This is a genomic window from Mesorhizobium sp. WSM3866, from assembly GCF_002294795.1.
Classification (GTDB): Bacteria; Pseudomonadota; Alphaproteobacteria; order Rhizobiales; family Rhizobiaceae; genus Mesorhizobium.
In genome coordinates, this window is the sequence record NZ_NSGC01000003.1 from 310,382 (window position 1) to 335,185 (window position 24,804).

General features: G+C 64.6%; 23 protein-coding genes. 14 read left to right on the forward strand and 9 right to left on the reverse strand.

The window, feature by feature from the left end; translation table 11 throughout:
• Positions 1–70: 70 nt before the first annotated feature.
• The 4 genes from CK222_RS09540 to CK222_RS09555 all read right to left on the reverse strand — a co-directional run bounded on the left by CK222_RS09540 (position 71) and on the right by CK222_RS09555 (position 3,210).
• Entirely contained in the window at positions 71–1,015 is a 945-nt protein-coding gene (locus CK222_RS09540; protein ID WP_095800174.1) for a cytochrome c, read from the reverse strand.
• A gap of 9 nt (positions 1,016–1,024) precedes the next feature.
• Positions 1,025–1,462, reverse strand: coding sequence for a cytochrome c (locus CK222_RS09545; protein WP_067320896.1), 438 nt, complete (start codon positions 1,460–1,462; stop codon positions 1,025–1,027).
• A gap of 160 nt (positions 1,463–1,622) precedes the next feature.
• Complete coding sequence (locus tag CK222_RS09550; RefSeq protein WP_066997682.1) at positions 1,623–2,225, reverse strand: superoxide dismutase; 603 nt, start codon at positions 2,223–2,225, stop codon at positions 1,623–1,625.
• A 106-nt stretch (positions 2,226–2,331) separates the two neighbouring features.
• Entirely contained in the window at positions 2,332–3,210 is an 879-nt protein-coding gene (locus CK222_RS09555; protein WP_095800175.1) for a branched-chain amino acid aminotransferase, read from the reverse strand.
• 251 nt (positions 3,211–3,461) lie between these two features.
• On the opposite strand from CK222_RS09555, the gene CK222_RS09560 reads away from it, so the two are divergent.
• Together CK222_RS09560 and CK222_RS09565 are read left to right on the forward strand one after the other, a co-directional pair.
• Positions 3,462–4,124: a haloacid dehalogenase type II gene (locus CK222_RS09560; RefSeq protein WP_067320889.1), complete on the forward strand. Its 663-nt coding sequence runs from the start codon at positions 3,462–3,464 to the stop codon at positions 4,122–4,124.
• Between the two features lie 172 nt (positions 4,125–4,296).
• The gene (locus CK222_RS09565) at positions 4,297–5,115 is read left to right on the forward strand and encodes a L,D-transpeptidase (RefSeq protein WP_095800176.1); all 819 of its coding nucleotides are present in this window, start codon (positions 4,297–4,299) and stop codon (positions 5,113–5,115) included.
• A gap of 11 nt (positions 5,116–5,126) precedes the next feature.
• On the opposite strand, the gene CK222_RS09570 is transcribed toward CK222_RS09565, so the two are convergent.
• Positions 5,127–6,602, reverse strand: coding sequence for a PLP-dependent aminotransferase family protein (locus tag CK222_RS09570; RefSeq protein WP_095800177.1), 1,476 nt, complete (start codon positions 6,600–6,602; stop codon positions 5,127–5,129).
• A gap of 29 nt (positions 6,603–6,631) precedes the next feature.
• Here CK222_RS09570 and CK222_RS09575 point away from each other — a divergent pair, with 29 nt between their 5' ends.
• Both CK222_RS09575 and CK222_RS09580 read left to right on the forward strand, forming a co-directional pair.
• Positions 6,632–7,255 carry an FMN-binding negative transcriptional regulator gene (locus tag CK222_RS09575; protein WP_095800178.1) on the forward strand — a complete coding sequence of 208 codons (624 nt, stop codon included), beginning with the start codon at positions 6,632–6,634 and terminating at the stop codon, positions 7,253–7,255.
• Positions 7,256–7,289: 34 nt separating this feature from the next.
• A complete protein-coding gene (locus CK222_RS09580; protein ID WP_095800179.1) occupies positions 7,290–7,940 on the forward strand; it encodes a LysE family translocator in 651 nt (216 codons plus the stop codon).
• A 21-nt stretch (positions 7,941–7,961) separates the two neighbouring features.
• Here the strand turns inward: CK222_RS09580 and CK222_RS09585 are convergent, their stop codons facing one another.
• Positions 7,962–9,485 (reverse strand): helicase HerA-like C-terminal domain-containing protein, encoded by a 1,524-nt coding sequence (locus tag CK222_RS09585; RefSeq protein ID WP_095800180.1) that lies wholly within the window; start codon positions 9,483–9,485, stop codon positions 7,962–7,964.
• Positions 9,486–9,753: 268 nt separating this feature from the next.
• Between CK222_RS09585 and CK222_RS09590 the strand changes: the two genes are divergently transcribed.
• The 4 genes from CK222_RS09590 to CK222_RS09605 all read left to right on the forward strand — a co-directional run bounded on the left by CK222_RS09590 (position 9,754) and on the right by CK222_RS09605 (position 14,134).
• On the forward strand, positions 9,754–11,196 hold the full coding sequence (locus CK222_RS09590; RefSeq protein ID WP_095800181.1) for a methylmalonyl-CoA mutase subunit beta: 1,443 nt from the start codon (positions 9,754–9,756) through the stop codon (positions 11,194–11,196).
• Positions 11,193–13,316 (forward strand): methylmalonyl-CoA mutase, encoded by a 2,124-nt coding sequence (scpA, locus tag CK222_RS09595; RefSeq protein ID WP_095800182.1) that lies wholly within the window; start codon positions 11,193–11,195, stop codon positions 13,314–13,316. Before CK222_RS09590 ends, scpA begins: the two co-directional genes overlap by 4 nt.
• 204 nt (positions 13,317–13,520) lie before the next feature.
• On the forward strand, positions 13,521–13,751 hold the full coding sequence (locus CK222_RS09600) for an AbrB/MazE/SpoVT family DNA-binding domain-containing protein (RefSeq protein ID WP_067320863.1): 231 nt from the start codon (positions 13,521–13,523) through the stop codon (positions 13,749–13,751).
• A complete protein-coding gene (locus CK222_RS09605) occupies positions 13,748–14,134 on the forward strand; it encodes a type II toxin-antitoxin system death-on-curing family toxin (RefSeq protein ID WP_095800183.1) in 387 nt (128 codons plus the stop codon). The genes CK222_RS09600 and CK222_RS09605 overlap by 4 nt, the downstream gene beginning before the upstream one ends.
• On the opposite strand, the gene greA is transcribed toward CK222_RS09605, so the two are convergent.
• On the reverse strand, positions 14,131–14,613 hold the full coding sequence (greA, locus tag CK222_RS09610; RefSeq protein ID WP_066997710.1) for a transcription elongation factor GreA: 483 nt from the start codon (positions 14,611–14,613) through the stop codon (positions 14,131–14,133). The two genes, CK222_RS09605 and greA, sit on opposite strands and share 4 nt — an antisense overlap.
• A gap of 106 nt (positions 14,614–14,719) precedes the next feature.
• Here greA and CK222_RS09615 point away from each other — a divergent pair, with 106 nt between their 5' ends.
• Positions 14,720–16,096, forward strand: coding sequence for a TIGR03808 family TAT-translocated repetitive protein (locus CK222_RS09615; RefSeq protein ID WP_095800333.1), 1,377 nt, complete (start codon positions 14,720–14,722; stop codon positions 16,094–16,096).
• On the opposite strand, the gene CK222_RS09620 is transcribed toward CK222_RS09615, so the two are convergent.
• Together CK222_RS09620 and CK222_RS09625 are read right to left on the reverse strand one after the other, a co-directional pair.
• Positions 16,093–17,097 carry an asparaginase gene (locus CK222_RS09620; RefSeq protein WP_095800184.1) on the reverse strand — a complete coding sequence of 335 codons (1,005 nt, stop codon included), beginning with the start codon at positions 17,095–17,097 and terminating at the stop codon, positions 16,093–16,095. The two genes, CK222_RS09615 and CK222_RS09620, sit on opposite strands and share 4 nt — an antisense overlap.
• Before the next feature lie 51 nt (positions 17,098–17,148).
• Entirely contained in the window at positions 17,149–18,315 is a 1,167-nt protein-coding gene (locus tag CK222_RS09625) for an acetyl-CoA acetyltransferase (RefSeq protein ID WP_095800334.1), read from the reverse strand.
• Positions 18,316–18,503: 188 nt separating this feature from the next.
• Here CK222_RS09625 and betI point away from each other — a divergent pair, with 188 nt between their 5' ends.
• From betI to betB, 5 genes are read left to right on the forward strand one after another with little or no spacing between them, the layout of a single operon-like run.
• Positions 18,504–19,094, forward strand: coding sequence for a transcriptional regulator BetI (betI, locus tag CK222_RS09630; protein ID WP_095800185.1), 591 nt, complete (start codon positions 18,504–18,506; stop codon positions 19,092–19,094).
• A complete protein-coding gene (gene betC, locus CK222_RS09635; RefSeq protein WP_095800186.1) occupies positions 19,091–20,620 on the forward strand; it encodes a choline-sulfatase in 1,530 nt (509 codons plus the stop codon). The genes betI and betC overlap by 4 nt, the downstream gene beginning before the upstream one ends.
• The gene (locus CK222_RS09640) at positions 20,617–21,621 is read left to right on the forward strand and encodes a threonine/serine dehydratase (RefSeq protein ID WP_176477605.1); all 1,005 of its coding nucleotides are present in this window, start codon (positions 20,617–20,619) and stop codon (positions 21,619–21,621) included. The genes betC and CK222_RS09640 overlap by 4 nt, the downstream gene beginning before the upstream one ends.
• Positions 21,614–23,266, forward strand: a complete 1,653-nt coding sequence (gene betA, locus CK222_RS09645; protein WP_095800187.1) for a choline dehydrogenase — start codon at positions 21,614–21,616, stop codon at positions 23,264–23,266. The genes CK222_RS09640 and betA overlap by 8 nt, the downstream gene beginning before the upstream one ends.
• 54 nt (positions 23,267–23,320) lie before the next feature.
• The gene (gene betB / locus CK222_RS09650; protein WP_095800188.1) at positions 23,321–24,784 is read left to right on the forward strand and encodes a betaine-aldehyde dehydrogenase; all 1,464 of its coding nucleotides are present in this window, start codon (positions 23,321–23,323) and stop codon (positions 24,782–24,784) included.
• Positions 24,785–24,804 lie beyond the last annotated feature (20 nt).

Below are 24,804 nucleotides of genomic sequence, written 5' to 3' on the forward strand. Positions count from 1 at the left end.
GTCAACTAATATGGACCTGAGACATCACAGGCACACCGCATCATGGTGTCGCGCAGCCGATATGCATCGATCAGCTCGCCGGCTTGCGCGCCGGATAGCCATTGGGATGCGGCGGGACGGCCTTCAGATAGGCCGCGATCGCGGCGCGGTCGTCGGCCGACAACTGAGCTATGTTGCGCTGCACGTCGACCATGGCACCGCCGACGGAATCGAAATCCGGCGTGAAGCCGGTTTCGAGATAGTTGGCGATGTCGGCCTCCGACCAGTCCTTCGTGCCGCCTTGCGGGGTGATATTGGGCACCACGCCCGAGCCTTCGGCGGCCACGGCTCCCGCCAGCCATTCGGCCTTCTTGACGCCGCCGGCAAAGTCGCGCGGCGTGTGGCATTCGCCGCAATGGCCGGGGCCCTCGACCAGATAGCGGCCGGCCAGCACCTTGTCAGGCGCGCCCTCGGGCAAGGCAATGACCGGTTCAGGGCTGACATAGAGCCGCTTCCAGAGACCAATGCCGCGACGGATGTTAAAGGGGAAGGAGAGTTTGTGGCCGGGCGCCTTGCCGGCGACCGCCGGCAGCGTCTTCATAAAGGCATAGAGGTCGGCGACATCGGCCGGCTTCATGCGAGCATAAGAGGCATAAGGGAAGGCCGGATAAAAATGCTCGCCGGAGGGCGAAACACCCTTCAGCATCGCATTGGCGAAGTCCTCCTCGCTCCAGGCGCCGATGCCGTCCTTTTGATCCTGTGAGATGTTGGGCGGGACGAAGGTACCGAACGGCGTCTTCAGCTCCAGCCCGCCGGCAAGCTCTAGGCGGGCATCACCCTTGGACCCCGGTTTGGCGTGGCAGGATGTGCAGCCGCCGGCAAAGAAGATGCGCTTGCCTTTCGCAGCATCACCGGGGCCAAGCTGCGCGACGGTCGCGGCATCAAGCCTGACGGGCGCAGACAACGCCCAGCCGGCGACCGCGCCGGCGCCGCCCAGCACGATGACGGCGCCGACGAGCTTCTTCAGCCACGCCATATCAGGCGATCAGCCCTTCTTGATCCTGTAGGTCTCATGACAGGTGCCGCAGTCGCCGCCGATGGTGTTGAGCTGCGCCTTGAGCGCATCGACATCGGCCGGCGGCGAAGCCACTGCCGCCTTGACGTCGGCCAGGAACTTGTCCCCGGCCGCCTTGAAGCCTGGCATGTCTTCCCAGATCTTCGGCGCCGCCGTGGTGTCGCCCTTGTCGCTGCCGGCCGGGAAAAGTTTCTCGGCATCGAATTTTTCGGCGTTCGCCTCCAGCGCCTTTAGCGCCGTCAGCACAGCGGCGGCGTCGAAAGCCTCCTCGCCTTTGACGACCTTGGACAACTGGCCGGCGAGCTTGCCGCGTTCCTTCATCAGGGCCTGGCGATCCTTGATCGGGTCGGCATAAGCGGCCGAGCCGGCAAAAGCGAGCAAAGAGATGGCGATGACAAGCTTTCTCATTCAATTGGCTCCATGGTGAAGAGAGTTCGCGACTAGACGTTAACGGGCGATGCAGTGGAATTATTCCCTCCGCGCCGCAACGATTTTCTTGACTGGAATTGCCCTCCTGCGCCGGCAAAAGAAAAGCCCCGGTCATGCCGGGGCTTTTCGGAAGGGTCGATCAAGCTTTCGCCTTCTCGTAGAGTTCCAGGACATAATCCCAGTTGATCAGGCTGTCGACGAAGGCTTCGAGATATTTCGGCCGCGCGTTGCGGTAGTCGATGTAATAGGAGTGCTCCCACACGTCGACGCCGAGGATCGGCGAAGCGCCATGAACCAGCGGGTTCTCGCCATTGGGGGTCTTCGAGATCGCGAGCTTGCCGTCCTTGACCGAAAGCCATGCCCAGCCGGAGCCGAACTGGGTGGTGCCGGCGGCGACGAAGTCCGCCTTGAACTTGTCGTAGCCGCCGAGATCGGCATCGACGGCCTTCTGCAGAGCGCCCGGCAGCTTGTTGCCGCCGCCGCCCTTCTTCATCCATTTCCAGAAATGGATATGGTTGTAGTGCTGGGCGGCATTGTTGAAGAGCCCGGCATTCTTGCCGAAGGACTGTTTCACGACCTCTTCGACCGACAGGTCGCCCATTCCGGCCTCGGCGGCCAGCTTGTTGCCGTTGTCGACATAGGCTTTGTGGTGCTTGTCGTGGTGATACTCCAGCGTCTCCTTCGACATGTAAGGCTGCAAGGCCTCGTAGTCGTAGGGCAAAGCGGGCAACTCAAAAGCCATGGATGGTACTCCCTCAGGAAAAGTCCGGTAAAACTACCGGACTAAGATAGGTCTGGAATGGGTTGGGACAACTCCGGAACGAAGCGCCGAACGCCTTTTTATCCGCTCAGGCGGCGGAAGTCGAATGCGCCCAATCCCAATAGAGCTCGCGCGCCTTCTTGGCGACCGGTCCAGGCTGAATGCTACGGTCCTCGATGCGCGTGATCGGCACCACCTTCGAATGGTTGCCGGTCGAGAAGATCTCGTCCGCCTCGAGGAAATCGCGGATCGACAGCGTCTTCTCGGTGGTCCTGAAACCATAGTCGCCGAGCAGGTTGATCGTGCGCGAGCGGGTGATGCCGGAGAGGAAGGTGCCGTTCGCGGCGGGCGTCATCACATGGCCGTCCTTGACCAGGAAGATGTTGGAGGTGCCAGTCTCGGCGACATTGCCCAGCATATCGAGCACCAGCGCGTTGTCGAAGCCGCGCATCTTGGCCTCGAGGATGGCGCGGCCGTTGTTGGGATAGAGGCAGCCTGCCTTGGCGTTGGTCGGCATGGTCTCGATCGTCGGCCGCCGGAACGGCGAGACGCCGATCGAAAAGCCCGAAGGCGGAATCATCGGCGCTTCGTAGAGGCAGAGACAGAAGCGGGTCGAGGACGGGTCGGCCGGCACGCCCATATAGCCGCCATGCTCGGCCCAGTACATCGGCCTGATATAGACGGCGGTCTTGCCGTCGAATTTCTTCAGGCCGTCCCATGTCAGCCCGACGATCTGCTCCGTCGTCATGGAAGGCTTCAGGCCGAGCGCGATCGCCGAGGCGTTGACGCGCGCGGCGTGACGATCGAGATCGGGCGCCACGCCTTCGAACCAGCGGGCGCCGTCGAAGACGCTGGTGCCCAGCCACATGGCGTGGCTGCGCGGTCCCAGAATGGCAACATTGCCCTCGTACCAGTCGCCGTCCACATAGGTCCATGTCGCGGACTGCGCCGCCGCCGCCAGTGTCATCGTTTGCCGTCCGTATAGATGAGTTCCGGCCTCCATAGGACGACGCTTTGACGGCCGGCGTCAACCGACATCGGAAAAAATCCTTGAGGCCAGAGGCACTTAAAGCACGGCGCACGGAAAGGGATGGGCCATGTGTGTTGGGTTTTTGTGTTATGCGATCCTTTCCGAAAACCGCTGCCCACTTTTGGGCGACATGCATTAACCGCAATCAGCGCTTGCGCGGCAGGGCCGGGCGCCGCAAAACTCTTCCTATGCACCATGCAGCCTATGTCTTCGACGCCTATGGCACGTTGTTCGACGTGCACGCCGCGGTGCGCCGCCATGCGGGCGAGATCGGGCCGGACGGCCAGCTTCTCTCCGAGATCTGGCGCGCCAAGCAGCTCGAATATTCCTGGGTGCGGACGCTGATGGGCGCCTATGCCGATTTCTGGCAACTGACCGAGCAGGCGCTGGACTTCGCGCTGCGCAAGGTGCCGTCGGCCGATCCGGCGCTCAGGGCAAGGCTGCTGGAAGCGTATTGGCGGCTCGACTGCTATCCGGAAGTGCCGGCGGTATTGAAGGCGCTGAAAGCAGCGGGAGCGAAGCTCGCGATCCTGTCCAACGGCTCGCCGGAAATGCTGCGGGCGGCGGTGAAATCGGCCGCCCTCGACCAGATCCTGGACGACGTCTTCTCGGTCGACGAGATCAAGCGCTTCAAGACCGATCCTTCGGTCTACGACATGGTGGTCACTGGCTGGCGGCTCTATCCGGGGGCGGTGTCGTTCCAGTCCTCCAACCGCTGGGACGTCGCGGGCGCCGCCAGGTTCGGCTTCCGCACCGTCTGGATCAATCGCGCCAATCAGCCCGACGAATACCGGGATTTTCCGCCGGGGCTGATCCTGCCCTCGCTCGAAGGCCTTCTGGCAGGCGTTTGAGGGTGCTGTTGCTGCAGCGCAACAGATGTGTCGCGGTCACAGCTTCGCCTTTGTTTGTCCACCCTGAGGCCAGAATTGGAACCGCCTATCACCGCCGACTGTTATTGCAGCTGTCGGCGCCGGCCAGCGGATTCATGCATTCTTGCGAATTCAAGACCTAGAAAAGGCAACCATGTCAGACGCTTCCTTCCGCATCAGCCGCCGTGGCTTCCTCAATCTCACGGCCCTTGGCGCTGCTTCGGCGATTTCCGCCTGCTCCACCACCGGTCCTCGCCCGGCAGCCGTGCAGCCGCCACCGCCGGCCTCCGTCGAGCCGCCGCTCGGCGACTACGCCACCATGTATGGGCCGATGTCCGACAACGGCTTCGACCTGCCGGCCATCCCGGTAAACAAGATCGATCACAGATATTTGCGCCAGATCGTTCCCGATCCGACCGGACAGCGCCCGGGCACCATCGTCGTCGATACCACCAACCACTTCCTCTATCTGGTGCGTGAGGGTGGCCAGGCGATCCGCTACGGCGTCGGTCTCGGCCGCGCCGGCTTCGAATGGTCGGGCGATGCGGTGGTGCAATGGAAGCAGAAGTGGCCGAAATGGACGCCGCCGGACGAGATGGTCGCGCGCCAGCCGGAACTGACGGAATACAGCGCCAAGAACGGCGGTATGCCCGGCGGGCTCAAGAACCCGCTCGGGGCGCGTGCGCTCTACCTCTTCAAAGGCAACCAGGACACGCTCTATCGTCTGCACGGGTCGCCGGAATGGTGGTCGATCGGCAAGTCGGTCTCGTCGGGCTGCGTGCGCCTGATCAACCAGGACATCATCGACCTCTATGACCGCGTCCCCAACAAGACGCCGGTCGTTGTCACAGCAGATGTTGGCCAGCCGATGGCCGATATGCCCGAGCGCCGGGCCATTCCGATCGACAACGGCGTGCCGGACGACTCTGTCCTGCTGGGGCCGGTGCCGCAGGAGAGTAACGAGATCTTTTGATCCGGCGTTCGTCAGCGGTGCTTGGCGAGGATGTCCGCCAGCACCGCAACGCCGCGGCGCAACGCCTCCGCGTCGAGACCAGCATATCCCATGATGAAGCCCGCCGTTTCGAGCCGCGGCTCGGCCGGATCATAGAGCGGCGATACCGGATAGAGGCCGATCCCCGCAGCACGTGCGTCGGCGATGATCGCCGGCTCGCATCCAGAATCGATGCCGTTCAACCAGGCCACGACGTGCAGGCCCGTGTCGGCCCCAGCAACAGTCACCTTTGGCCCGATATGATCGGCGAGCGCCCGCAGCAGGACTTCTCGGCGCTCGGCATTTTTCCTGCGGATGCTGCGGACGTGGCGCTCGTAAGCGCCGCTCGTCAGCAGGTCGGCCAACACGTCCTGCTCCAGCATCGGAGCATGCCGGTCGGTCAGGCGCTTTGCCTCGCTGAAGGCCCGACGCAGGCCGGCGGGGACGACCAGATAACCGAGCCGCAAGGTGGGCGAGAGCGTTTTGGACAGCGTGCCGACATAAATGACGGAGCCTGGATCGAGCGTCTGCAGAGGCGGGATGGGGGCGATGTCGTGGCGGTATTCGCCGTCGTAATCGTCTTCGACGACATAGGCGCCTGATGCCGTGGCCCAGGCCAGGAGGGAATGCCGCCGCGTCGCCGAAAGCACGCCGCCGAGCGGAAACTGGTGCGATGGCGTGACGTAAGCCAGACGGGCCGGCGGCAGCGCATCCGTCCTTAGCCCGTCAGCGTCGACCGCAACTGGCACGGCGACGCCGCCCGCGGCCGTGAAGGCATGGCGGGCCAGCAGATAGCCCGGATTCTCGATCACGAACGGGTCGCCGGAGTCGAGCAGCAGCCGCGCGCAGAGGTCGAGCCCTTGCTGGGAGCCGTTGACGATGGCGATCTGGTCCGGCGCGCAGCTGATGCCGCGTGCGCGCCAGAGATAGGTTTGCAGGGCGCTGCGAAGAGCAAGCGAGCCCTGTGGGTCGCCATAGCGCAACCGTGCGCCGCGCCGCAGAATGGCTTTGTTCGAGGCCCGTCGCCAAGCCAGCACCGGGAAGTCCGCCCCGGACAGGTCGCCATAGCGGAAATCCGCAACCTTGGCCGGCTGCTGTTCCGCCGGCGAAGGCAGGGCCAGCAGCCTGCGCGCGAACGTCGAGAGGTTGCGTGGCGAGGCAGCCGCGATGGAAGCCGCGCCTGACGGCCTCTCCAGTCCCGGAGCCACGATGGCACGCGCGCCCTGCCGGATGATCAGATAGCCTTCGGCGTCGAGCTGGTTGTAGGCCGCCGTCACCGTGGTTCGCGACGCGCCCCATTCGGCGGCAAAGGCCCGCGTCGACGGCAGCCGATCGCCGGGCCGGTAAACGCCGCTATGGATCTGCGCCTTGATCGCCGCGATGATCCGGCGCGCCACGCCTTCCTGTTCCAACTGGACCACCGAAAACCTGCAAAACTGGATGTTCCAAGCAAACCAGCTTGCCGGCATCTTTAAATGCAATGCAAGGAGTTTTCGCCATGTACATTCCGCCCGCCTTCCGCGATGACGACAGGGAGAGCCTCATGGCGACGATCCGCGCGGCACGGCTGGCGACGCTGGTCACCGCCACGGCGGAAGGACCGCAGGCGACGCCATTGCCGCTCTTGCTCAACGAGAGCGAGGGCGAGCATGGCACGATCTACGGCCATGTCGCGAAGGCAAATCCGCAGTGGCGCGCACCGGTGCTGGGCGATGGCCTGGCGATCTTCATGGGCCCCGACGCCTACGTGACGCCGGCCTGGTACCAGACCAAGCAGGAGACCGGAAAGGTAGTGCCGACTTGGAACTACCTGGCCGTTCATGCCTATGGGCCGATCGACTTCTTCGAGGACGCCGACAGGCTGCTCGAGATCGTCACGCGCCTGACCAATCTCCACGAAGGCGGACGCCCCTCGCCTTGGTCCGTATCGGATGCGCCGCCGGATTTCATCCAGGCGCAACTCAAAGGCATTGTCGGCTTGCGCATGCCGATCACGCGGCTCCAAGGCAAGCGCAAGATGAGCCAGAACCGCAACGCGGCCGATCGCGCCGGTGTCGCCACTGGTCTAGCAGCGAGCGACCGGCCTTCGGATCGCGACGTCGCCCAACTGATCCCGTCTTGACATCCGACCCAGTCCAATTGCCAGCGAGCCGATCATGCCGGACCTGACACAATTCGCCTTGTACTTCGCCGCGGCGCTGCTGCTCGCCATCACGCCCGGACCGGGCATCTTCTATGTCGCCGCGCGCACCCTGGCCGGAGGCCGCGCTGAAGGCATCGCCTCCAGTTTCGGGACAGGCCTGGGCGGCATGGTTCATGTGCTTGCCGGAAGCCTGGGCGTTTCAGCCCTCGTGCTCGCGAGCGCCGAACTCTTTACGGCGCTGAAGTTGATCGGCGCCGTCTACCTCGTCTGGCTCGGCTTGCGCACCTTCCAGTCCGCCCGCCGCGAGGCAAAGACAAAACTGGAAGGTGGCGCGCCGACGCCTGCGGTCGGCGTTGGCCGCGCGTTTCGCGAAGGGGTGCTGGTCGAGACGTTGAATCCGAAGACGGCCGCCTTCTTCCTGGCCTTCATTCCGCAATTCCTGGATCTCGGCGCCGGCCACGTCGCCTTGCAGTTCATGGTGCTCGGCTTCGTGTCGGTGACGCTCAACACGCTGGCCGATATCGTGGTCGCCTTCGCGGCCGGCCGCATCAGGGATGGCGCGGCAGGCCGGTCCGGCATGATACGTCGGCTCCGGGAGGCGTCCGGCGGCGCGATGATCGCGCTGGGCATCGGCCTTGCCGTAGCCAAGCGCCCTGCCCTCTGATTGCCGCGCCTCAGTTGGGCGCTACCGCCCGCGCGCCAGGCTGCCTAGTATCCCGCGCACTATCGCGCGGCCGACGGAAGAGCCCACCGAACGCACCACCGACTTGATCGCGGCTTCGGCCACTGTCTGACGGTTGGAGGACCGGCGGCCCGACCCTCCCAACACATCGTCGAAGCCCGGAATTGTCCAGCGCGAGCCGCCGGTGCCCGCCTGCTGCGCCTGCGCTTCGGCTTCCTGCGCCTCCCTGGTCTTCTTCTGCAGTATCTCGAAGGCCGAGTCGCGATCGACCGCTTGATCGTACTGCCCGGCGACCGGGCTCTCGGCAAGGACCTTGCGGCGCTCGTCGGGTGTGATCGGCCCGAGCCGCGACGACGGCGGGCGAATCAATGTGCGCTGTACCATGGCCGGCACGCCCTTATCCTCCAGCATCGAGACCAGCGCCTCGCCGGTGGCGAGCTGGGTAATCGCGGTGGCGCAGTCGAAATCCGGGTTGGGCCGGAAGGTGTCGGCCGCCGTCCGCACCGCCTGCTGCTCGCGCGGCGTATAGGCGCGCAACGCGTGCTGCACGCGGTTGCCGAGCTGGGCCAAAACCTTTTCCGGAATGTCGAGCGGGTTCTGGGTGACGAAATAGACGCCGACACCCTTGGAGCGGATCAGCCGCACCACCTGCTCGACGCGATCAACCAGGACCTTCGGCGCGTCCTCGAACAAAAGGTGCGCCTCGTCGAAGAAGAAGACCAGCTTCGGCCGCTCGAGATCGCCGACCTCGGGCAGTTCCTCAAACAGCTCCGACATCAGCCAGAGCAGGAAAGTTGCGTAGAGCCTGGGATTCATCATCAGCTTATCGGCGGCCAGAACGCTGATCGCGCCGCGGCCGTCGCGGGTGGTGCGCATCAAATCGGCGATGCGCAGCGCCGGCTCGCCGAAGAAGTTCGCGGCGCCCTGCTGCTCAAGCACCAGAAGCGTGCGCTGGATGGCGCCGACGGAAGGCTTGGTGACATTGCCGTAGCGTGCGCTGAGCTCGTCGGCTCGCTCGGCGATGTTGGCGAGCAGCGCCTGCAGGTCTTTGAGATCAAGCAGCAGCAGGCCCTCTTCGTCAGCGATGCGGAAGGCGATGTTCATGACACCTTCCTGCGCTTCGGTGAGGTTCATCAGCCGCGACAAAAGCAGCGGCCCCATTTCCGAGATGGTGGCACGGATCGGGTGACCCTGCTCGCCGAACAGATCCCAGAAGATGACCGGGTATTCCTGAAACTGATAGGGATCGAGCTTCACCTGCTCTGCACGCTTGACCAGGAAATCCTTGGCCTCGCCCATCATGGCGATGCCGGAAAGGTCGCCCTTGATGTCGGCGCAGAAGACCGGGACGCCGGCATTTGAAAAGCCCTCGGCCAAGACCTGCAGGCTGACCGTCTTGCCGGTGCCTGTGGCGCCGGTGATCAGGCCGTGGCGGTTGCCGTAGCGCAGCAGGAGTTCCTCGGCGCGCTGGTAGGAATCATCAGGCTTGCGGCTGGCGCCGATGAAGATGCTGGTGTGGTCAGCCATATGTCCGGTCTCCGCAATCTCTTCCGCCAAAAACGGCCGGTCTCATGGAGGATAATAACGCGATCGGCGGGCGACAATGCCCACCATCAAATTTGGCGCTATTCGAATTTGACGCTGGCAGCGAAACCACCTTACTTAGCTTGCGGATTTTGCGCATGTTTGGCAACCGGTTAGCGGCTGCCGGAACAACCGCGACGGATGTCGCATTGTGATATGCGGCGGGGGACCATAGACTGGTGGCTGATGCGGCCGATAGACGAGGAGTGCGATGGGCGCCGGCGCCTTGACTAGGGATGTCGACCTTCCAGACCCGGACGCCAAGCGCTGGCTGGCGCTGGCGGAAAAAGCGCTTGCCGGCGGCGCTTTCGAACAGAAGCTTGTTTCGCACACCGATGACGGCATCCGCATCGAGCCGCTCAGCGAGCGTTCGACGACAGCCGAGCCGCTGGTGCGCACCAATCCGAAGTCGCCATGGATCGTCAGCCAGCGCATCGACGATCCCGATATCGCCCGCGCCAGCGCCCAGGCGCTGCAGGACATCGCTGAGGGCGCGACCGGCCTGTCGCTGGTTTTCGAGGGTGCGCCGAATGCCTTCGGCTTTGGCCTGCCGCGAACCGCGGAGGCGCTGGAAACGGTGCTCGACGGCGTGCCGCTCAACCGGGTCCAGGTGCGCATCGATGCGCATCCGTGGAGCCGCGCCGTGGCGGATTGGCTGCTCGCCTTCCTGACCCGGCGCCGCTCCGATCCGGCGAAGCTCAACCTTTCCTTCGGCATCGACCCGGCGGCGATCTTCGCCGGTACCGGACGGCTGCGCACCTCGATCGAGGCGCTGCAGGAGTCAATGCCGCAATCGCTGGCGCATTTCTTCTCGATGGGCGTGCCCGGCGTGCTGCTCGAAGCGGACGGCCGCGTCTTCCACAATGCCGGCGCCACCGAGGCGCAGGAGCTCGGCACGATGATGGCTTCCGCCGTGTCCTATCTCAGGATGTTCGAGAAGGCGCGCCAGCCGCTGGTCTATGCCGCGCCTTATATCGGCTTTGCCCTCAGCGTGGACCAGGACCAGTTCCTGTCGATGGCCAAGGTGCGGGCGTTGCGCAAGCTCTGGGCGCGGATCCAGGAAGCCTGCTCGATCCCGGCCTCGACGGCGAACGTCCACGCCGAGACCTCCTATCGCATGATGGCGATGGCGGATCCGGAAACCAACATCCTGCGCACCACGATTGCCGCTTTTGCCGCGGCGACCGGCGGGGCTGATTCCGTCTCGATCCTGCCGCACACCATCGCGCATGGACTGCCGGCCGGTTTTGCGCGCCGCGTCGCCCGCAACGCGCAGCTGATCCTGGCGCATGAGAGCCATCTCCATCACGTGGCCGATCCGGCCAGCGGCTCCGGAGCGGTCGAGGCGCTGACCGACGGTCTTTGCGCGGCGGCCTGGGAAGAATTTCAGCGCATCGAGGCCGAGGGCGGCGTGCTCAACAGCCTGCAGCAGGGCTATATCCAGAGCCGTGTGCAGACGGCCGCCGCGAAGCGCAATGCCGCCTATCGGGCCGGCGAACGCGGCATCATCGGCACCACCTTGTTCCGCACCGGCAGCGAGCGCCCCGTCGAGACATTGAAAGCCGAACGCCGGCCCGCGCTGACAGAAGGCGTGGCGACCTGCGAGCCGCTGTTTCCAGTGCGCATCGATCAGTCGATCGGAGCCGGCTCATGATCCCGGATTTCAGCCAGATCGGCTGGTCGGCGCCGCGCCGCCCGCCGGTCGAGCTCAAGGGCCAGCGGATGACGCCGGAAGGCATCGCCGTGAAACACCTCTACACGCAGGGCGACCTCAAGGGCCTGGCCAATCTCGACAGCTACCCGGGCCTGCCGCCCTTCGTGCGCGGCCCCTACCCGACCATGTATGTCCAGCAGCCCTGGACGATCCGGCAATATGCCGGCTTCTCGACGGCGGAGGAATCCAACGCTTTCTACCGGCGCAACCTCGCGGCCGGCCAGAAGGGCCTGTCGGTTGCCTTCGACCTTGCGACCCATCGCGGCTATGACAGCGACCATCCGCGCGTCGCCGGCGATGTCGGCATGGCGGGCGTGGCGATCGATTCCATCCTCGACATGCGCCAGTTGTTCGACGGCATTCCGCTCAACGAGATGACGGTGTCGATGACCATGAACGGCGCCGTGCTGCCGATCATGGCGCTCTATATCGTGGCGGCGGAGGAACAGGGTGTCGCGCAGAAGGACCTCGCCGGGACCATTCAGAACGACATTCTGAAGGAGTTCATGGTCCGCAACACCTACATCTATCCGCCGAAGCCTTCGATGCGGATCGTGTCGGACATCTTCGCCTATACCTCGCGGCACATGCCGAAATTCAATTCGATCTCGATCTCCGGCTATCATATGCAGGAGGCGGGCGCGACGGCCGACCTCGAACTCGCCTATACGATTGCCGACGGCATCGAATATGCGCGCGCCGGCGTCGCCGCGGGTCTCGACATCGACCGGTTCGCGCCGCGCCTTTCCTTCTTCTGGGCGATCGGTATGAACTTCTTCATGGAGGTCGCCAAGCTCAGGGCCGCGCGGCTGCTCTGGTCGAGCCTGATGAAGAAGAATTTTGCGCCGAAGGACGAGCGCTCGCTGTCGCTGCGCACCCATTGCCAGACATCGGGCTGGTCGCTGACGGCGCAGGATCCCTACAACAACATCACCCGCACGATGATCGAGGCGATGGCGGCAACGCAGGGACATACCCAGTCGCTGCACACCAATTCCTTCGACGAGGCGATGGCGCTGCCGACCGACCATTCGGCCCGCATTGCCCGCAACACGCAGCTCATCCTGCAACAGGAATCCGGCACCACGCGCATGATCGACCCGTGGGGCGGCTCGGCCTATGTCGAGCGGCTGACGCATGATCTGGCGGCCCGCGCGCTCGCCCATATCGAGGAGGTCGAAAACCTCGGCGGCATGGCGGCGGCAATCGAGAAAGGCATTCCGAAGCTGCGCATCGAGGAAGCGGCGGCGCGCACCCAGGCACGCATCGATTCCGGCGAGCAGGTGCTGGTCGGAGTCAATGCGCATCGCCCGGAAGCCGACATCGAGGTCGATGTGCTGAAGATCGATAATGCCGAGGTCAAGGCCCGGCAATTGGCCAAGCTGCAGCGGCTCAAAGGCACGCGCGACGTCGCGGCCCTGGAGGATGCCCTAACCGCCCTCACCCGCGCGGCTGAAAGCGGCGAGAACCTGCTCGAATTCGCGATCCGCGCGGCGCGGGCCAATGCGACCGTCGGCGAGATCTCGCTGGCGCTGGAGAAAGTGTTCGGGCGCCATGCAGCCACCGTGCAGACCATCTCCGGCGTCTATCGCGACGCGCTCGGCGACAATCCGGCGGTCGATCGGCTCAAGGAAAAGCTCGGAGCCTTCGAGAAGAAGTCCGGTGCAAAGCCGCGCATCCTGGTCGCCAAGATGGGCCAGGACGGCCATGATCGCGGCCAGAAGGTGATCGCCAGCGCCTTTGCCGATCTCGGCTTCGACGTCACCGTCGGACCGATGTTTCAGACGCCGGAGGAGATCGCAAAGCTGGCGGTGCAGCATGATGTCGACGTGATCGGCGCGTCCTCGCTCGCGGCCGGACATCTGACCCTGATCCCCGAGCTCAAGGAGGCGCTGAGGAAGCTCGGCCATGGCGACATGCTGATCGTCGCCGGCGGCGTCATCCCGCCACAGGACTACGATGCGGTGCTGAAGGCGGGAGCGGCCGAAATCTTCCCGCCCGGGACCGTCATCCCGCAAGCGGCGGACAGGCTGATGGACAGGCTGCTGTCGGTCGAGTGAATAGCCTGTGTCGGGAACTGGTCAAACGCAACTCGTTGCTAAGGCTTATCGGCACAGCTAATGCGCCAATCGAGAGAGGAAGAGGATCCCGTCCTCAACCCGCTTCTTGATGGCGACCATGTCGGTAGTTCCCAATCGGTTGTTATAATTTCCGTTGCAACAACAGGCCCTCCAGTTATAATTGCCGTTGCAGGACGACCTACCATGAACATCACCATTCGAAAGATTGGCAACTCCGAAGGTCTGATTTTGCCGAAAGAGCTTCTCGACCGGCTAAACCTGAAGGCGGGCGACAACGTCATTGTCGTTCAGGAGGGCCAGGAGCTGCGCTTGCGCCGTCTTGAAGACTCTGCCGAAGAATTCGAGCGTAAGATGAAGATCGCGCGCGAACGGATGAAGAAATACGAGGTTGCCTACCGCGCGCTCGCTAAATGACCGAGCATCATTCGCGAGAATTCGTGGAGGCGATGCACGCTAAGCAGTTGCGCCTCCACGGCGGAGCCTCCGGTATACGCGACCAGGGCATGCTGGAATCTGCCCTCGCCCGCCCCCAACAGAAGGAAGCGTGCGGTGAGCCCGATCTTTGTGAACTCGCGGCGGCCTATCTCTTCGGCAGTGCGAAGAACCACCCCTTCGTTGACGGGAACAAGCGCACGGCTTTTGCCGCGGCCGATTTGTTTCTCTATTTCAACGGGTTAAGCGTAGAAGCCGAACAGCAGGATGTTATCCAGTTGGTGATGATGGTCGCCGCAGGTGAAATCGATGAGACCGGAGCCGCGGCGTTTTTCCGCGACCATACAGTCAAGCTCAAGGCCTAGTTCTCGGCCTTGTCCGACAGCTTGACGATCTCCCACTCCTTGCCGTTGACGGCAACGACCTCGCCGACCTTCTTGCCGAACAGGGCCATCGCCATCGGGGAGACATGGGAGATGCTGCCTTTCGACGGGTTGGCCTCGTCCTCGCCGACGATGCGCCAGTGGACCTTCTTGCCGTCGCCGTTTTCCAACGTGACGCCCATGCCGAAGCGGACCACATTGCTGCCGGACTCCGGCACCGAAAGCTCCGCGCTCTCGCGCCGCGCGGTCCAGTAGCGCAGGTCGCGGGACACTATTGCGAGGCGCTCGCGATCGCCGCGTCTTTCGGCCTTGGCCATCTGATCTCGCAATTCGGAGAGGTTCTCTTCGATCATCGCGAGTCCCCGCTCCGTTACCAGATTGCGGTGCGGACTGATCGGCCGTTCGCCGACACCGGCAATGGCGTTTTCGCTGTCTTCCTCGCGGGTGAAAGCTCTACTCATAACATGAACTTAAGCTTGGTGAGGCAACTGCACAAGCGGTTTGCCTGCGAGCCTGCCTTGGCACGATTCCTGCGATGGAGCGGTCGAAACGCCAGGACCTGTGCCGATGTTGAACAGACGAACGCTGCTTGCCCACACCACCGGCCTCGCCGCTGCCGGCCTCCTTGCCGGCAAGGCATCGGCGAAGATGCTGCCCGGCATCGAGAAGGCCACGATGCGCGGCTCGATCAACGCCATCGAAATCGGCGTGCAGCCGGGCGCGCTGGACGACCAGAGCAAGGCCTTCGCCAAGATGCTCAGCGACGCCAGCGACCGCGATGCGCCGGTGTTTCTGCCGCCCGGCACCTATCTTGTCTCCAACCTGAAGCTGCCTGCCCGCGTGCGCCTTTCGGGCGTCCCGGGGGCGACCCGCATCGTCTATGGCGGCAACGGCCACCTGATGATGGCGGAACAGGCCGAGCATATCGAGCTCAGCGGGCTGGTGCTGGACGGCAGCAACCGCTGGCTGGCCGACTATACGCAAGGGCTGCTCGATCTGCGCCGCGTCGCGCATCTCGCCATCGACAATTGCCAGGTCACAGGCAGCGGCAAGAACGGGCTGGCGCTGGAACATGTTTCAGGCCGCATCGGGCGCTGCGATTTTTCGGGTGCGGCAGACGCCGGCATCTATTCGGTCGAGGCCGGCGGGCTGGAGATCTCGGGCAATACCGTCTCGGATTGCGCCAATGGCGGCATTCTCGTGCATCGCTGGCAGCAGGCGGAAGACGGCACCATCGTCAGCGGCAACCGCGTGCAGCGCATCGGCGCGAGGAGCGGCGGCACCGGCCAGAACGGCAACGGTATCAACGCCTTCCGCGCCGGCAATGTCATTATCTCCGCCAACGTCGTGTCGGACTGCGCCTTCTCGGCGATCCGCGCCAACAGCTCCAGCAATCTGCAGATCACCGGCAACACCTGCTCGCGCTCGGGCGAGACGGGGATTTATTCGGAATTCTCCTTCGAGGGTGCGATCCTCAGCAACAATCTGGTCGACGGTGCCGCCAATGGCATCTCGATCGTAAACTTCAACGAAGGCGGCCGCATGGCCGTGTGCTCGAACAATATCGTGCGCAACCTCTCGACCGTCGGCCCCTACACCGCCGACCCGCCGGGCTTCGGCGTCGGCATCAGCGCCGAGGCCGAAACCTCCGTCTGCGGCAATGTCGTGGAGAACGCGCCCCTCTACGGCATGCAGCTCGGCTGGGGTCCTTATCTGCGCAATGTGGTTGCAACGGGCAACATCATCCGCAAGTCCGGCACGGGCATCGTCGTCAGCGTCGTCGAGGGTTCCGGCAGCGCGGTCATTTCGGACAATATCATCGACGCCGCGCAGAACGGCGCCATCATCGGCCAGCGCTGGGCCAATCCGGTGACGGGCGATCTGGCAAGATCAACCTTTACCGGCTACGCGCATCTGACCGTCGAGCGGAACAAGGTCAGTTAGGCCAGCGCCGCCGTCGGCCGCAGCAAGCCCACCTTGGCGCCGATACGGCTTTCGACCGGCGGATGGGCGAGTTCGGCAAGCTTTGCCGCGAGCGCTTCGTCGCTGCGCAGCAGCTTGGCCAGCACGGCGGCGATCATCACCTCGGAGGCGCGGCTGGCGCCGTCATCGCATTTCAAGGCGATGCCGAGACCGAGCTCGGGCAAGGCCGCGCAATAGACGCCCTCGGCGCCGGTCTTGACGAAGATGCGGCCGGGCGCGGCCCGCATCAGCGCGAGGTCCGCCTTACCGGTGCCGGCCACCAGGAACGGTTCGGCCATGCAGGCCGAGAGCAGGCGCTTCGCCGCCTTGGCGCGTTCGGGCGCAAAGCCCCTGCCCGTCGCCATACGCGCGAAGCCCAGCGCAAAGCTCTTCAGCGGCACGGCATAGGTCGGGATCGAGCAGCCGTCGGTGCCGCAATGGTCGACATCATGCGCGGCGCCGGTCACCGATTGCATCGCGTCGCGCACCATCTCCTGCAGCGCATGGCCGGCCTTGACGTAGCCGCCATGGGCAATGCCGGAATGCACGCAGGTACAGAGGAAACCGGCATGCTTGCCGGAGCAATTGTTGTGGAGCGGGTTGGGCGCGCTGCCGGTGCGGGCCATCGCGATCGTCGCAACGTGGCTCGACGGCCAGTGCGCGCCGCATTCGAGCGCCGTCTTATCGAGACCGGCCTTGGCGAGCATTGCTTGCGCCAGTTCGACATGCGCCGGCTCGCCTGAATGCGAGGCGCAGGCCAGCGCCAATTCGCGATCGCCGAAGCCGTAGGCGTCGGCAGCACCGGATTCGAGCAGCGGCAGCGCCTGGATCGCCTTCACCGCCGAGCGCGGAAACACCGGTCGTGCCGTATCGCCGATCTCCCAGACAGGCTTGCCGTCGGCGTCGAAGACAGAAACCGCGCCGCGATGGGCGCTTTCGACCACCGCGCCGCGCGTGACTTCGACCAGAACCGGATTTGCCATGCTGCCTCCCGCACGCGCGCGCCGGCGGCGTCGCTTTGATGCGGGTCGCTTCTACCTGATCCGATCGAGGATGGAAACGTAGTTGGCCACCGCAGCACCGCCCATGTTGAAGATGCCGCCGAGTTTTGCCCCAGGCACCTGAATGCCGCCGGCCTCGCCGGTCAGTTGCATGGCGGTGAGCACATGCATGGAGACGCCGGTGGCGCCGATCGGATGGCCCTTGGCCTTCAGCCCGCCGGACGGATTGACCGGCAGCCGGCCGTCCTTGGCCGTGACGCCTTCCAGCGCGAGCTTCGCGCCCTCGCCGGGCTTCGCCAGGCCCATCGCCTCGTATTCGATAAGCTCGGCGATGGTGAAGCAGTCGTGCGTCTCGACAAAGGAGAGGTCGTCGAGCGTGACGCCGGCCTTCTTCAGCGCCTGTTCCCAAGCTCGCTCGCAGCCCTCGAAGGCAAGGATGTCGCGCTTCGACATCGGCAGGAAATCCTGGACGTGCTCATTGGCGCGGAAGGTCACGGCGCGGCGCATCTTCAGCGCCGTCGCGGTGTCGGTGAGCACGAGCGCGGCGGCGCCATCCGAGACCAGCGAGCAGTCGGTGCGCTTCAGCGGACCGGCGACGAAGGGGTTCTTCTCACTTTCCTGACGGCAGAACTCGTAGCCGAAATCCTTGCGCATTTGGGCATAGGGATTGTCGACGCCGTTTTTGTGGTTCTTGGCGGCAATCATGGCGAGCGCATCCGACTGGTCGCCATAGCGCTGAAAATAGGCCTGCGCGATCTTGCCGAAGACGCCGGCAAAGCCGGCCGGCGTTTCGCCATCCTCGGGCAGGTAGGAGGCTTTCAGCAGGTTCTTGCCGATCTCGGGCCCAGGTGTGGTGGTCATCTGCTCGGCGCCGACCACCAACACGACGCGGGCGGCGTTGGAATCGATGGCGCGGACGCCTTGTCTCACCGCAGCCGAACCGGTGGCGCAGGCATTCTCCACGCGCGTCGCCGGCTTGAAGCGCAGCCGGTCGTCGGCCTGCAGCACCAGGCTCGCGGTGAAATCCTGCGGTGAGAAGCCGGCGTTGAAATGGCCGAGCACGATCTCGTCGACATCGTCAGGGCCGATGCCGGCATGATCGAGCGCGTCCACGGCGACCCTGGTGATCAAGCCCTCCAGCGTCTCGCCTTCGAGCTTGCCGAAACGCGAATGCGCCCAGCCGACGATGCATGCGGTCATGACAGCCTCCATCTGCCGCGCAGCCTAGCACGTCCGATCGCGGCATGACATTCAATATTGTTCAATAGTGAACCGTTTTCCAGCCGAAGGGATGGGGCCAGAGCGATACGATCGATTGATCCGATGCCGATTTTTTATTGATTGATGCGTCAATAAAAAATAATCTCGCTTCGAACCGGACCCCTCGCATGCCGAAAATCGGAATGGAACGGCTGCGCCGCAAGGCGCTGATCGACGCGACGATCTCGGCAATCGGCGAGCGCGGTTCGCTGGACGTGACCATGTCGGAGATCGCCGGCCGCGCCGGCGTGTCGTCGGCGCTCGCCCATCACTATTTCGGCGCCAAGGACGAGCTGCTCTTCGCCACGATGCGGCACATCCTTGCCGAGCTCAACATCGATACAAGACGAGCGCTTCGCGTCGCCGCGACACCGCGCCAGCGCGTCTCGGCCGTCGTTGCGGTCAGTTTCTCCGACGAGCAGTTCCAGCCGGAGATCATCGCGGCCTGGCTCGCCTTCTATGTCGAGGCGCAGAAATCGACCGAGTTGCGGCGGCTGCTTCGTATCTATGCGCGGCGGCTCAATTCCAACCTGATGAGCGGGCTGACCGGCATTCTGCCGAGGGCCGAAGCGGACCGCGCTGCGGAAGCGACGGCGGCGCTGATCGACGGACTCTACATTCGGCGCGCGCTGAAGGACGGCGTGCCCGATGCGCAGACAGCGATCGCGCTCGTCGAAGATTATCTCGAAACCAAGCTCAGCGGACGGAGCCTGCCTTGACCACCGAACGACCCAATTTCCTGATCGTCATGGTCGATCAGCTCAACGGCACGCTCTTCCCCGACGGCCCGGCGGATTTCCTGCACGTGCCGCATCTCAAGGCGCTCGCCGCCCGCTCGGCGCGTTTCGCCAACAACTACACCGCCTCGCCGCTTTGCGCGCCCGGCCGGGCCTCGTTCATGAGCGGCCAGCTGCCGTCGCGCACCGGGGTCTATGACAACGCCGCCGAATTCTCCTCCTCGATCCCGACCTTCGCGCATCATCTGCGCTCCGCCGGCTATTACACCTGCCTGTCCGGCAAGATGCATTTCGTCGGACCGGACCAGTTGCACGGCTTCGAGGAGCGGCTGACCACCGATATCTATCCGGCCGATTTCGGCTGGACGCCGGATTACCGCAAGCCCGGCGAGCGCATCGACTGGTGGTATCACAATCTCGGCTCGGTCACCGGCGCCGGCGTTGCCGAGACCACCAACCAGATGGAGTATGACGACGAGGTGGTGTTTCTGGCCGAGCAAAAGCTGTACCAGCTTTCGCGCGAGCAGGACGATGCGGGACATCGGCCCTGGTGCCTTACCGTTTCGCTATCGCACCCGCACGATCCCTATGTCGCGCGCAGGCAGTACTGGGATCTTTACGAGAACTGCCAGACGCTCGATCCCGAGACGCCGTTCATCCCGCATGACGAACAAGACACGCATTCGCAGCGCCTTTACCGGGCAAGCGACTATCAGTCCTTCGAAATCACGCTCGAGCAGGTGCGCCGTTCCCGGCGCGGCTATTTCGCCAACATTTCCTATGTCGACGATAAGCTCGGCGAGCTTCTGGACGTCCTCAAGCGCACTCGCATGCTTGACGACACCATCATCCTGTTCTGCTCGGATCACGGCGACATGCTGGGCGAGCGCGGCCTGTGGTTCAAAATGAGCTTCTTCGAGGGCTCGGCGCGCGTGCCGCTGATGATCGCCGGCAACGGCGTGCCAGCCGCCCTCATCGAGGCGCCCGTCTCCAATCTCGACGTCACGCCGACGCTCTGTGACCTCGCCGGCATTGATATCGCTGCAATCGCGCCGTGGACCGACGGCCAGTCGCTGCTGCCGCTGCTCGGCGGCAAGCCGCGCACCGCACCCGTTCTCATGGAATATGCCGCCGAAGGCTCCTATGCGCCGCTGGCCGCGATCCGCGACGGCAAATACAAATTCGTCCATTGCGAGCTCGACGCGCCGCAGCTGTTCGACCTGGAGGCCGACCCGCTCGAACGGAACAACCTCGCTGACGAGCCGGCGAACGCTGCCCTGGTGGCGGCGTTCATGGAAAAGGTCCGGGCGCGCTGGGACATGGCCGCGTTCGATGCCGCGGTGCGCGAAAGCCAGGCACGCCGCTGGGTCGTCTACCCGGCGCTGCGCAACGGCGCCTATTACCCCTGGGATTTCCAGCCGCTGCAGAAAGCCTCGGAGCGCTACATGCGCAATCACATGAATCTCGACAACCTCGAAGAGAGCAAACGGTATCCGCGAGGCGAATGATGGCAGACGTTCTGGTTCCCACCCTCGACCGCCTGAAGCAGGCCTATGCGGTGACCTCGACGGCGACGCAAGTCACGCCGCTGTTGGACTCAGCCGCACTTGCCCGGGAAGCCGGCGCCGCGCGGGTGTTCGTCAAGCCGGAATCGCTGCAATGGGCGGGGTCCTTCAAGGTGCGCGGCGCCTATTGGCGCCTTAAGCGGCTGTCACCGGACGAAGCGAGGAAGGGCGTGGTCGCCTATTCCTCCGGCAATTTCGCGCAAGGGCTTGCGGCTGCCGGCCAGGCGCTCGGCATTCCCGTCACCATCGTCATGCCGATCGACGCGCCTGCCGCCAAGCGCGACGCGACCGCCGGCTATGGCGCGCGCGTGGTGCTGACCGATCATGGGGAGCGTGCCCGCGAGGAAGTTGCCGCCGCCAAGGCGCGCGAGATCGCCGAGACCGAGCACCTCACCTTGCTCCACCCCTTCGACGATCCCGAGATCGTCGCCGGCCAGGCAGGGGCCGGGCTGGAAGCGCTCGACCAGTTGGCGGCGAAGAAGGCCCACGCCGACCTGGTGTTCTGCTCGGCCGGCGGCGGCGGCCTGATCGGCGGCGTGTCGCTCGCCTTCCATTATCTGTCGCCGAAAACCGAGATCATCGCCGTCGAGCCGGAAGGCTTCAACGGCATGGGCTCGTCGCTGGCGCATGGCGCCATCGAGACGATGCCGATCGGACCGAGATCGATCTGCGACGGGCTGATGGCGCGCAAGCCAGGCGAGGCGCCCTTCGCGGCGGTGAGTGCTGCCGGCGTTCGCGGCGTCACCGTCGAGGATGCCGCGGTGCGGAATGCAATGAAGATCGCCTTCGAGCGGCTGAAGCTGGTGCTGGAGCCTTCGGGCGCGGCCTCGCTTGCCGCGCTGCTCGGCGGCAAGGTGGATGTGGCGGGCAAAACCGTCCTTGTGGTGGCTACCGGCGGCAATGTCTCGCTCGCCGACTTTATGGCGCATATGAACAATGCTTGAAGCGGATTTCGTCATCATCGGATCGGGCTCCGCCGGCTCGGCCATGGCCTACCGGCTGTCGGAAGACGGCAAGCATTCGGTGATCGTCATCGAGTTCGGCGGCACCGATATGGGGCCGCTGATCCAGATGCCGTCGGCGCTGTCGATCCCGCTCAACATGAGCCTTTACGACTGGGGCTTCGCCAGCGAGCCGGAGCCGCATCTCGGCGGCCGCGTGCTCGCCACCCCGCGCGGCAAGGTGATCGGCGGTTCGTCCTCCATCAACGGCATGGTCTATGTTCGCGGCCATGCGCGCGACTTCGACCATTGGGCCGCACAGGGTGCTGCCGGATGGGGCTTCGCCGACGTGCTTCCCTATTTCAAGCGCATGGAGGATTCCGACGGCGGTGAGGACGGCTGGCGCGGTCAGGGCGGCCCGCTGCATGTGCAGCGCGGCACGCGCAAGAACCCGCTTTACGGCGCCTTCCTCGACGCGGGCCGGCAGGCCGGCTTCGAGCTCACCGACGACTATAACGGATCGAAGCAGGAAGGCTTCGGGCCGATGGAGCAGACCATCTGGCGCGGCCGCCGCTGGTCCGCGGCCAATGCCTATCTGAAGCCGGCGCTCAAACGAAAAAATGTTAGCCTGCTCAAAGGTTTCGCGCGGCGCGTGGTGATCGAGAATCAACGTGCCGTCGGCGTCGAGATCGAAGCTCACAAACAGATTCAGGTCGTTAAGGCGCGACGTGAGGTGATTGTGGCGGCGTCGTCGATCAATTCGCCGAAGATCCTTATGCTGTCCGGCATCGGTCCGGGCGCACATCTGCAGGAAATCGGCATAGAGGTCATTGCCGACCGGCAGGGTGTCGGCCGCAATCTGCAGGACCATCTGGAGCTTTATATCCAGCAGGAAGCGACCAGACCGATCACGCTGAATTCGGTGCTCAACCCGTTCTCCAAGGCAATGATCGGCGCGCAGTGGCTGTTCTTCAAGACCGGCCTCGGCGCCACCAACCATTTCGAGGCGGCGGCCTTCGTGCGTTCGCAGGCCGGTGTCGACTACCCCGATATCCAGTATCACTTCATCCCAGCGGCGGTGCGCTATGACGGCAAGGCGGCGGCGAAGTCGCATGGCTTCCAGGCGCATGTCGGGCCGATGCGGTCGAAGTCGCGCGGCTCGGTGAGCCTGCGCTCGCCCGATCCGAAAGCGAAACCGGTGATCCGCTTCAACTACATGTCGCATCCCGACGACTGGAGCGAGTTCCGCCACTGCATCCGGCTGACGCGCGAGATTTTTGGCCAGAAGGCCTTCGACGGCTTCCGCGGCAAGGAGATTTCGCCGGGCGCCCATGTGCGGACCGACGACGAGCTCGACGCCTTCATCCGCGATCACGCCGAGAGCGCCTATCACCCTTGCGGCACCTGCAGGATGGGCCGCGCCGACGACCTGACCAGCGTCGTCGATCCGGAATGCCGGGTGATCGGCGTCGAGGGGCTGCGCGTTGCCGATTCCTCGATCTTCCCGCGGGTGACCAACGGCAACCTGAACGCGCCGTCGATCATGACCGGCGAGAAGGCGTCCGACCACATCCTTGGCCGCACGCCGCTCGCGCCATCCAACCAGGAACCCTGGATCAATCCGCGCTGGCAGGTGGCAGACAGATAGCGCATGATCCGGCGGGCGCCCTCCCCGCCCCGGCGATTACGAACGGAGAAGACCATGCGCGCCCAGCCAACGGCATCGCACTACGTCAACGGCCGCTACATCGAGGACGAAGGCGGCGCGCCACTGCCGGTGATCTATCCGGCGACGGGCGAGACCATCGCCACGCTGCATTCGGCGACGCCGAACGTGCTGGAGTTGGCGATCGAGGCCGCGCGCGCGGCGCAGCCGGCCTGGGCACGGATGAAGCCGGTCGAGCGCGGCCGCGTCCTGCGCCGCGCCGCTGATATCCTGCGCGCCCGCAATGCCGACCTGGCGCGCATCGAGACCCTGGACACCGGCAAGGCGATCCAGGAGACGCTGGTGGCGGACGCGCCTTCGGCCGCCGATTGCCTCGAATATTTCGCCGGCGCAGTGGCGGCCTTCAACGGCGAGATGATCGATCTCGGCGGACCGTTTGCTTACACAAGGCGCGATCCGCTTGGTGTGTGCGTCGGCATCGGCGCCTGGAACTATCCGATCCAGATCGCCGGCTGGAAGTCGGCGCCGGCTTTAGCCATGGGCAACGCCATGGTGTTCAAGCCGTCGGAGAACACGCCGCTCTCGGCACTGGCGCTGGCCGAAATCTACAGCGAGGCGGGCCTGCCCGACGGGCTGTTCAACGTCGTGCAGGGCTATGGCGATGTCGGCGCCGGCCTCGTCGGCCATGATGTCGTGGCCAAGGTCTCGGTGACCGGCTCGGTGCCGACCGGCCGCAAGGTGCTGTCGCTTGCCGGTTCGAAAATGAAGCACGCCACGATGGAGCTCGGCGGCAAGTCGCCGCTGATCGTCTTCGACGATGCCGATCTCGAAAACGCCATCGGCGGCGCCATGCTCGGCAATTTCTATTCGACCGGCCAGATCTGCTCCAACGGCACGCGCGTCTTCGTGCAGAAGGGCCTGCATGACCGCTTCGTCGAGCGGCTGGTCGAGCGTACCAAAAAAATCCGCATCGGCGATCCGCTCGATCCGGAAACGCAAATGGGGCCGCTGGTCAACAAGGCGCAGCAGGAAAAGGTTGTTTCCTACATCGCCGCCGGCAGAGAGGAAGGGGCGACGCTTGCCTGCGGCGGCAACGTGCCGTCGCTGCAGGGCTTCGAAAGTGGCTTCTTCATCGAACCCACCGTGTTCACCGGCGTGGCCGATGGCATGCGCATCGCGCGCGAGGAAATCTTCGGACCGGTGATGAGCGTGCTGAAATTCGATAACGAGGACGAGGTGATCGAACGCGCCAACAATACCGAATTCGGCCTCGCTGCGGGCGTCTTCACCCGCGACCTGCCCCGCGCCCATCGGGTCATCGCCGAGCTGCAGGCAGGCACCTGCTGGATCAACGCCTACAATCTGACGCCGGTGGAAATGCCCTTCGGCGGCGTCAAGCAGTCCGGCATCGGCCGCGAGAACTCGCTGGCGGCGCTGGCGCACTATTCGCAGCTGAAGGCGGTCTATGTCGAGACGGGGGATGTGGCGAGCCCGTATTGACTTGGCGATTGGCCAAAAGC

Bases quoted from the DNA above. Each gene is read 5' to 3' on its own strand.
- CK222_RS09540 (WP_095800174.1), bottom strand. From the start codon at position 1,015: ATGGCGTGGCTGAAGAAGCTCGTCGGCGCCGTCATCGTGCTGGGCGGC.
- CK222_RS09545 (WP_067320896.1), bottom strand. From the start codon at position 1,462: ATGAGAAAGCTTGTCATCGCCATCTCTTTGCTCGCTTTTGCCGGCTCG.
- CK222_RS09550 (WP_066997682.1), bottom strand. From the start codon at position 2,225: ATGGCTTTTGAGTTGCCCGCTTTGCCCTACGACTACGAGGCCTTGCAG.
- CK222_RS09555 (WP_095800175.1), bottom strand. From the start codon at position 3,210: ATGACACTGGCGGCGGCGGCGCAGTCCGCGACATGGACCTATGTGGAC.
- CK222_RS09560 (WP_067320889.1), top strand. From the start codon at position 3,462: ATGCACCATGCAGCCTATGTCTTCGACGCCTATGGCACGTTGTTCGAC.
- CK222_RS09565 (WP_095800176.1), top strand. From the start codon at position 4,297: ATGTCAGACGCTTCCTTCCGCATCAGCCGCCGTGGCTTCCTCAATCTC.
- CK222_RS09570 (WP_095800177.1), bottom strand. From the start codon at position 6,602: ATGCCGGCAAGCTGGTTTGCTTGGAACATCCAGTTTTGCAGGTTTTCG.
- CK222_RS09575 (WP_095800178.1), top strand. From the start codon at position 6,632: ATGTACATTCCGCCCGCCTTCCGCGATGACGACAGGGAGAGCCTCATG.
- CK222_RS09580 (WP_095800179.1), top strand. From the start codon at position 7,290: ATGCCGGACCTGACACAATTCGCCTTGTACTTCGCCGCGGCGCTGCTG.
- CK222_RS09585 (WP_095800180.1), bottom strand. From the start codon at position 9,485: ATGGCTGACCACACCAGCATCTTCATCGGCGCCAGCCGCAAGCCTGAT.
- CK222_RS09590 (WP_095800181.1), top strand. From the start codon at position 9,754: ATGGGCGCCGGCGCCTTGACTAGGGATGTCGACCTTCCAGACCCGGAC.
- scpA (WP_095800182.1), top strand. From the start codon at position 11,193: ATGATCCCGGATTTCAGCCAGATCGGCTGGTCGGCGCCGCGCCGCCCG.
- CK222_RS09600 (WP_067320863.1), top strand. From the start codon at position 13,521: ATGAACATCACCATTCGAAAGATTGGCAACTCCGAAGGTCTGATTTTG.
- CK222_RS09605 (WP_095800183.1), top strand. From the start codon at position 13,748: ATGACCGAGCATCATTCGCGAGAATTCGTGGAGGCGATGCACGCTAAG.
- greA (WP_066997710.1), bottom strand. From the start codon at position 14,613: ATGAGTAGAGCTTTCACCCGCGAGGAAGACAGCGAAAACGCCATTGCC.
- CK222_RS09615 (WP_095800333.1), top strand. From the start codon at position 14,720: ATGTTGAACAGACGAACGCTGCTTGCCCACACCACCGGCCTCGCCGCT.
- CK222_RS09620 (WP_095800184.1), bottom strand. From the start codon at position 17,097: ATGGCAAATCCGGTTCTGGTCGAAGTCACGCGCGGCGCGGTGGTCGAA.
- CK222_RS09625 (WP_095800334.1), bottom strand. From the start codon at position 18,315: ATGACCGCATGCATCGTCGGCTGGGCGCATTCGCGTTTCGGCAAGCTC.
- betI (WP_095800185.1), top strand. From the start codon at position 18,504: ATGCCGAAAATCGGAATGGAACGGCTGCGCCGCAAGGCGCTGATCGAC.
- CK222_RS09640 (WP_176477605.1), top strand. From the start codon at position 20,617: ATGATGGCAGACGTTCTGGTTCCCACCCTCGACCGCCTGAAGCAGGCC.
- betA (WP_095800187.1), top strand. From the start codon at position 21,614: ATGCTTGAAGCGGATTTCGTCATCATCGGATCGGGCTCCGCCGGCTCG.
- betB (WP_095800188.1), top strand. From the start codon at position 23,321: ATGCGCGCCCAGCCAACGGCATCGCACTACGTCAACGGCCGCTACATC.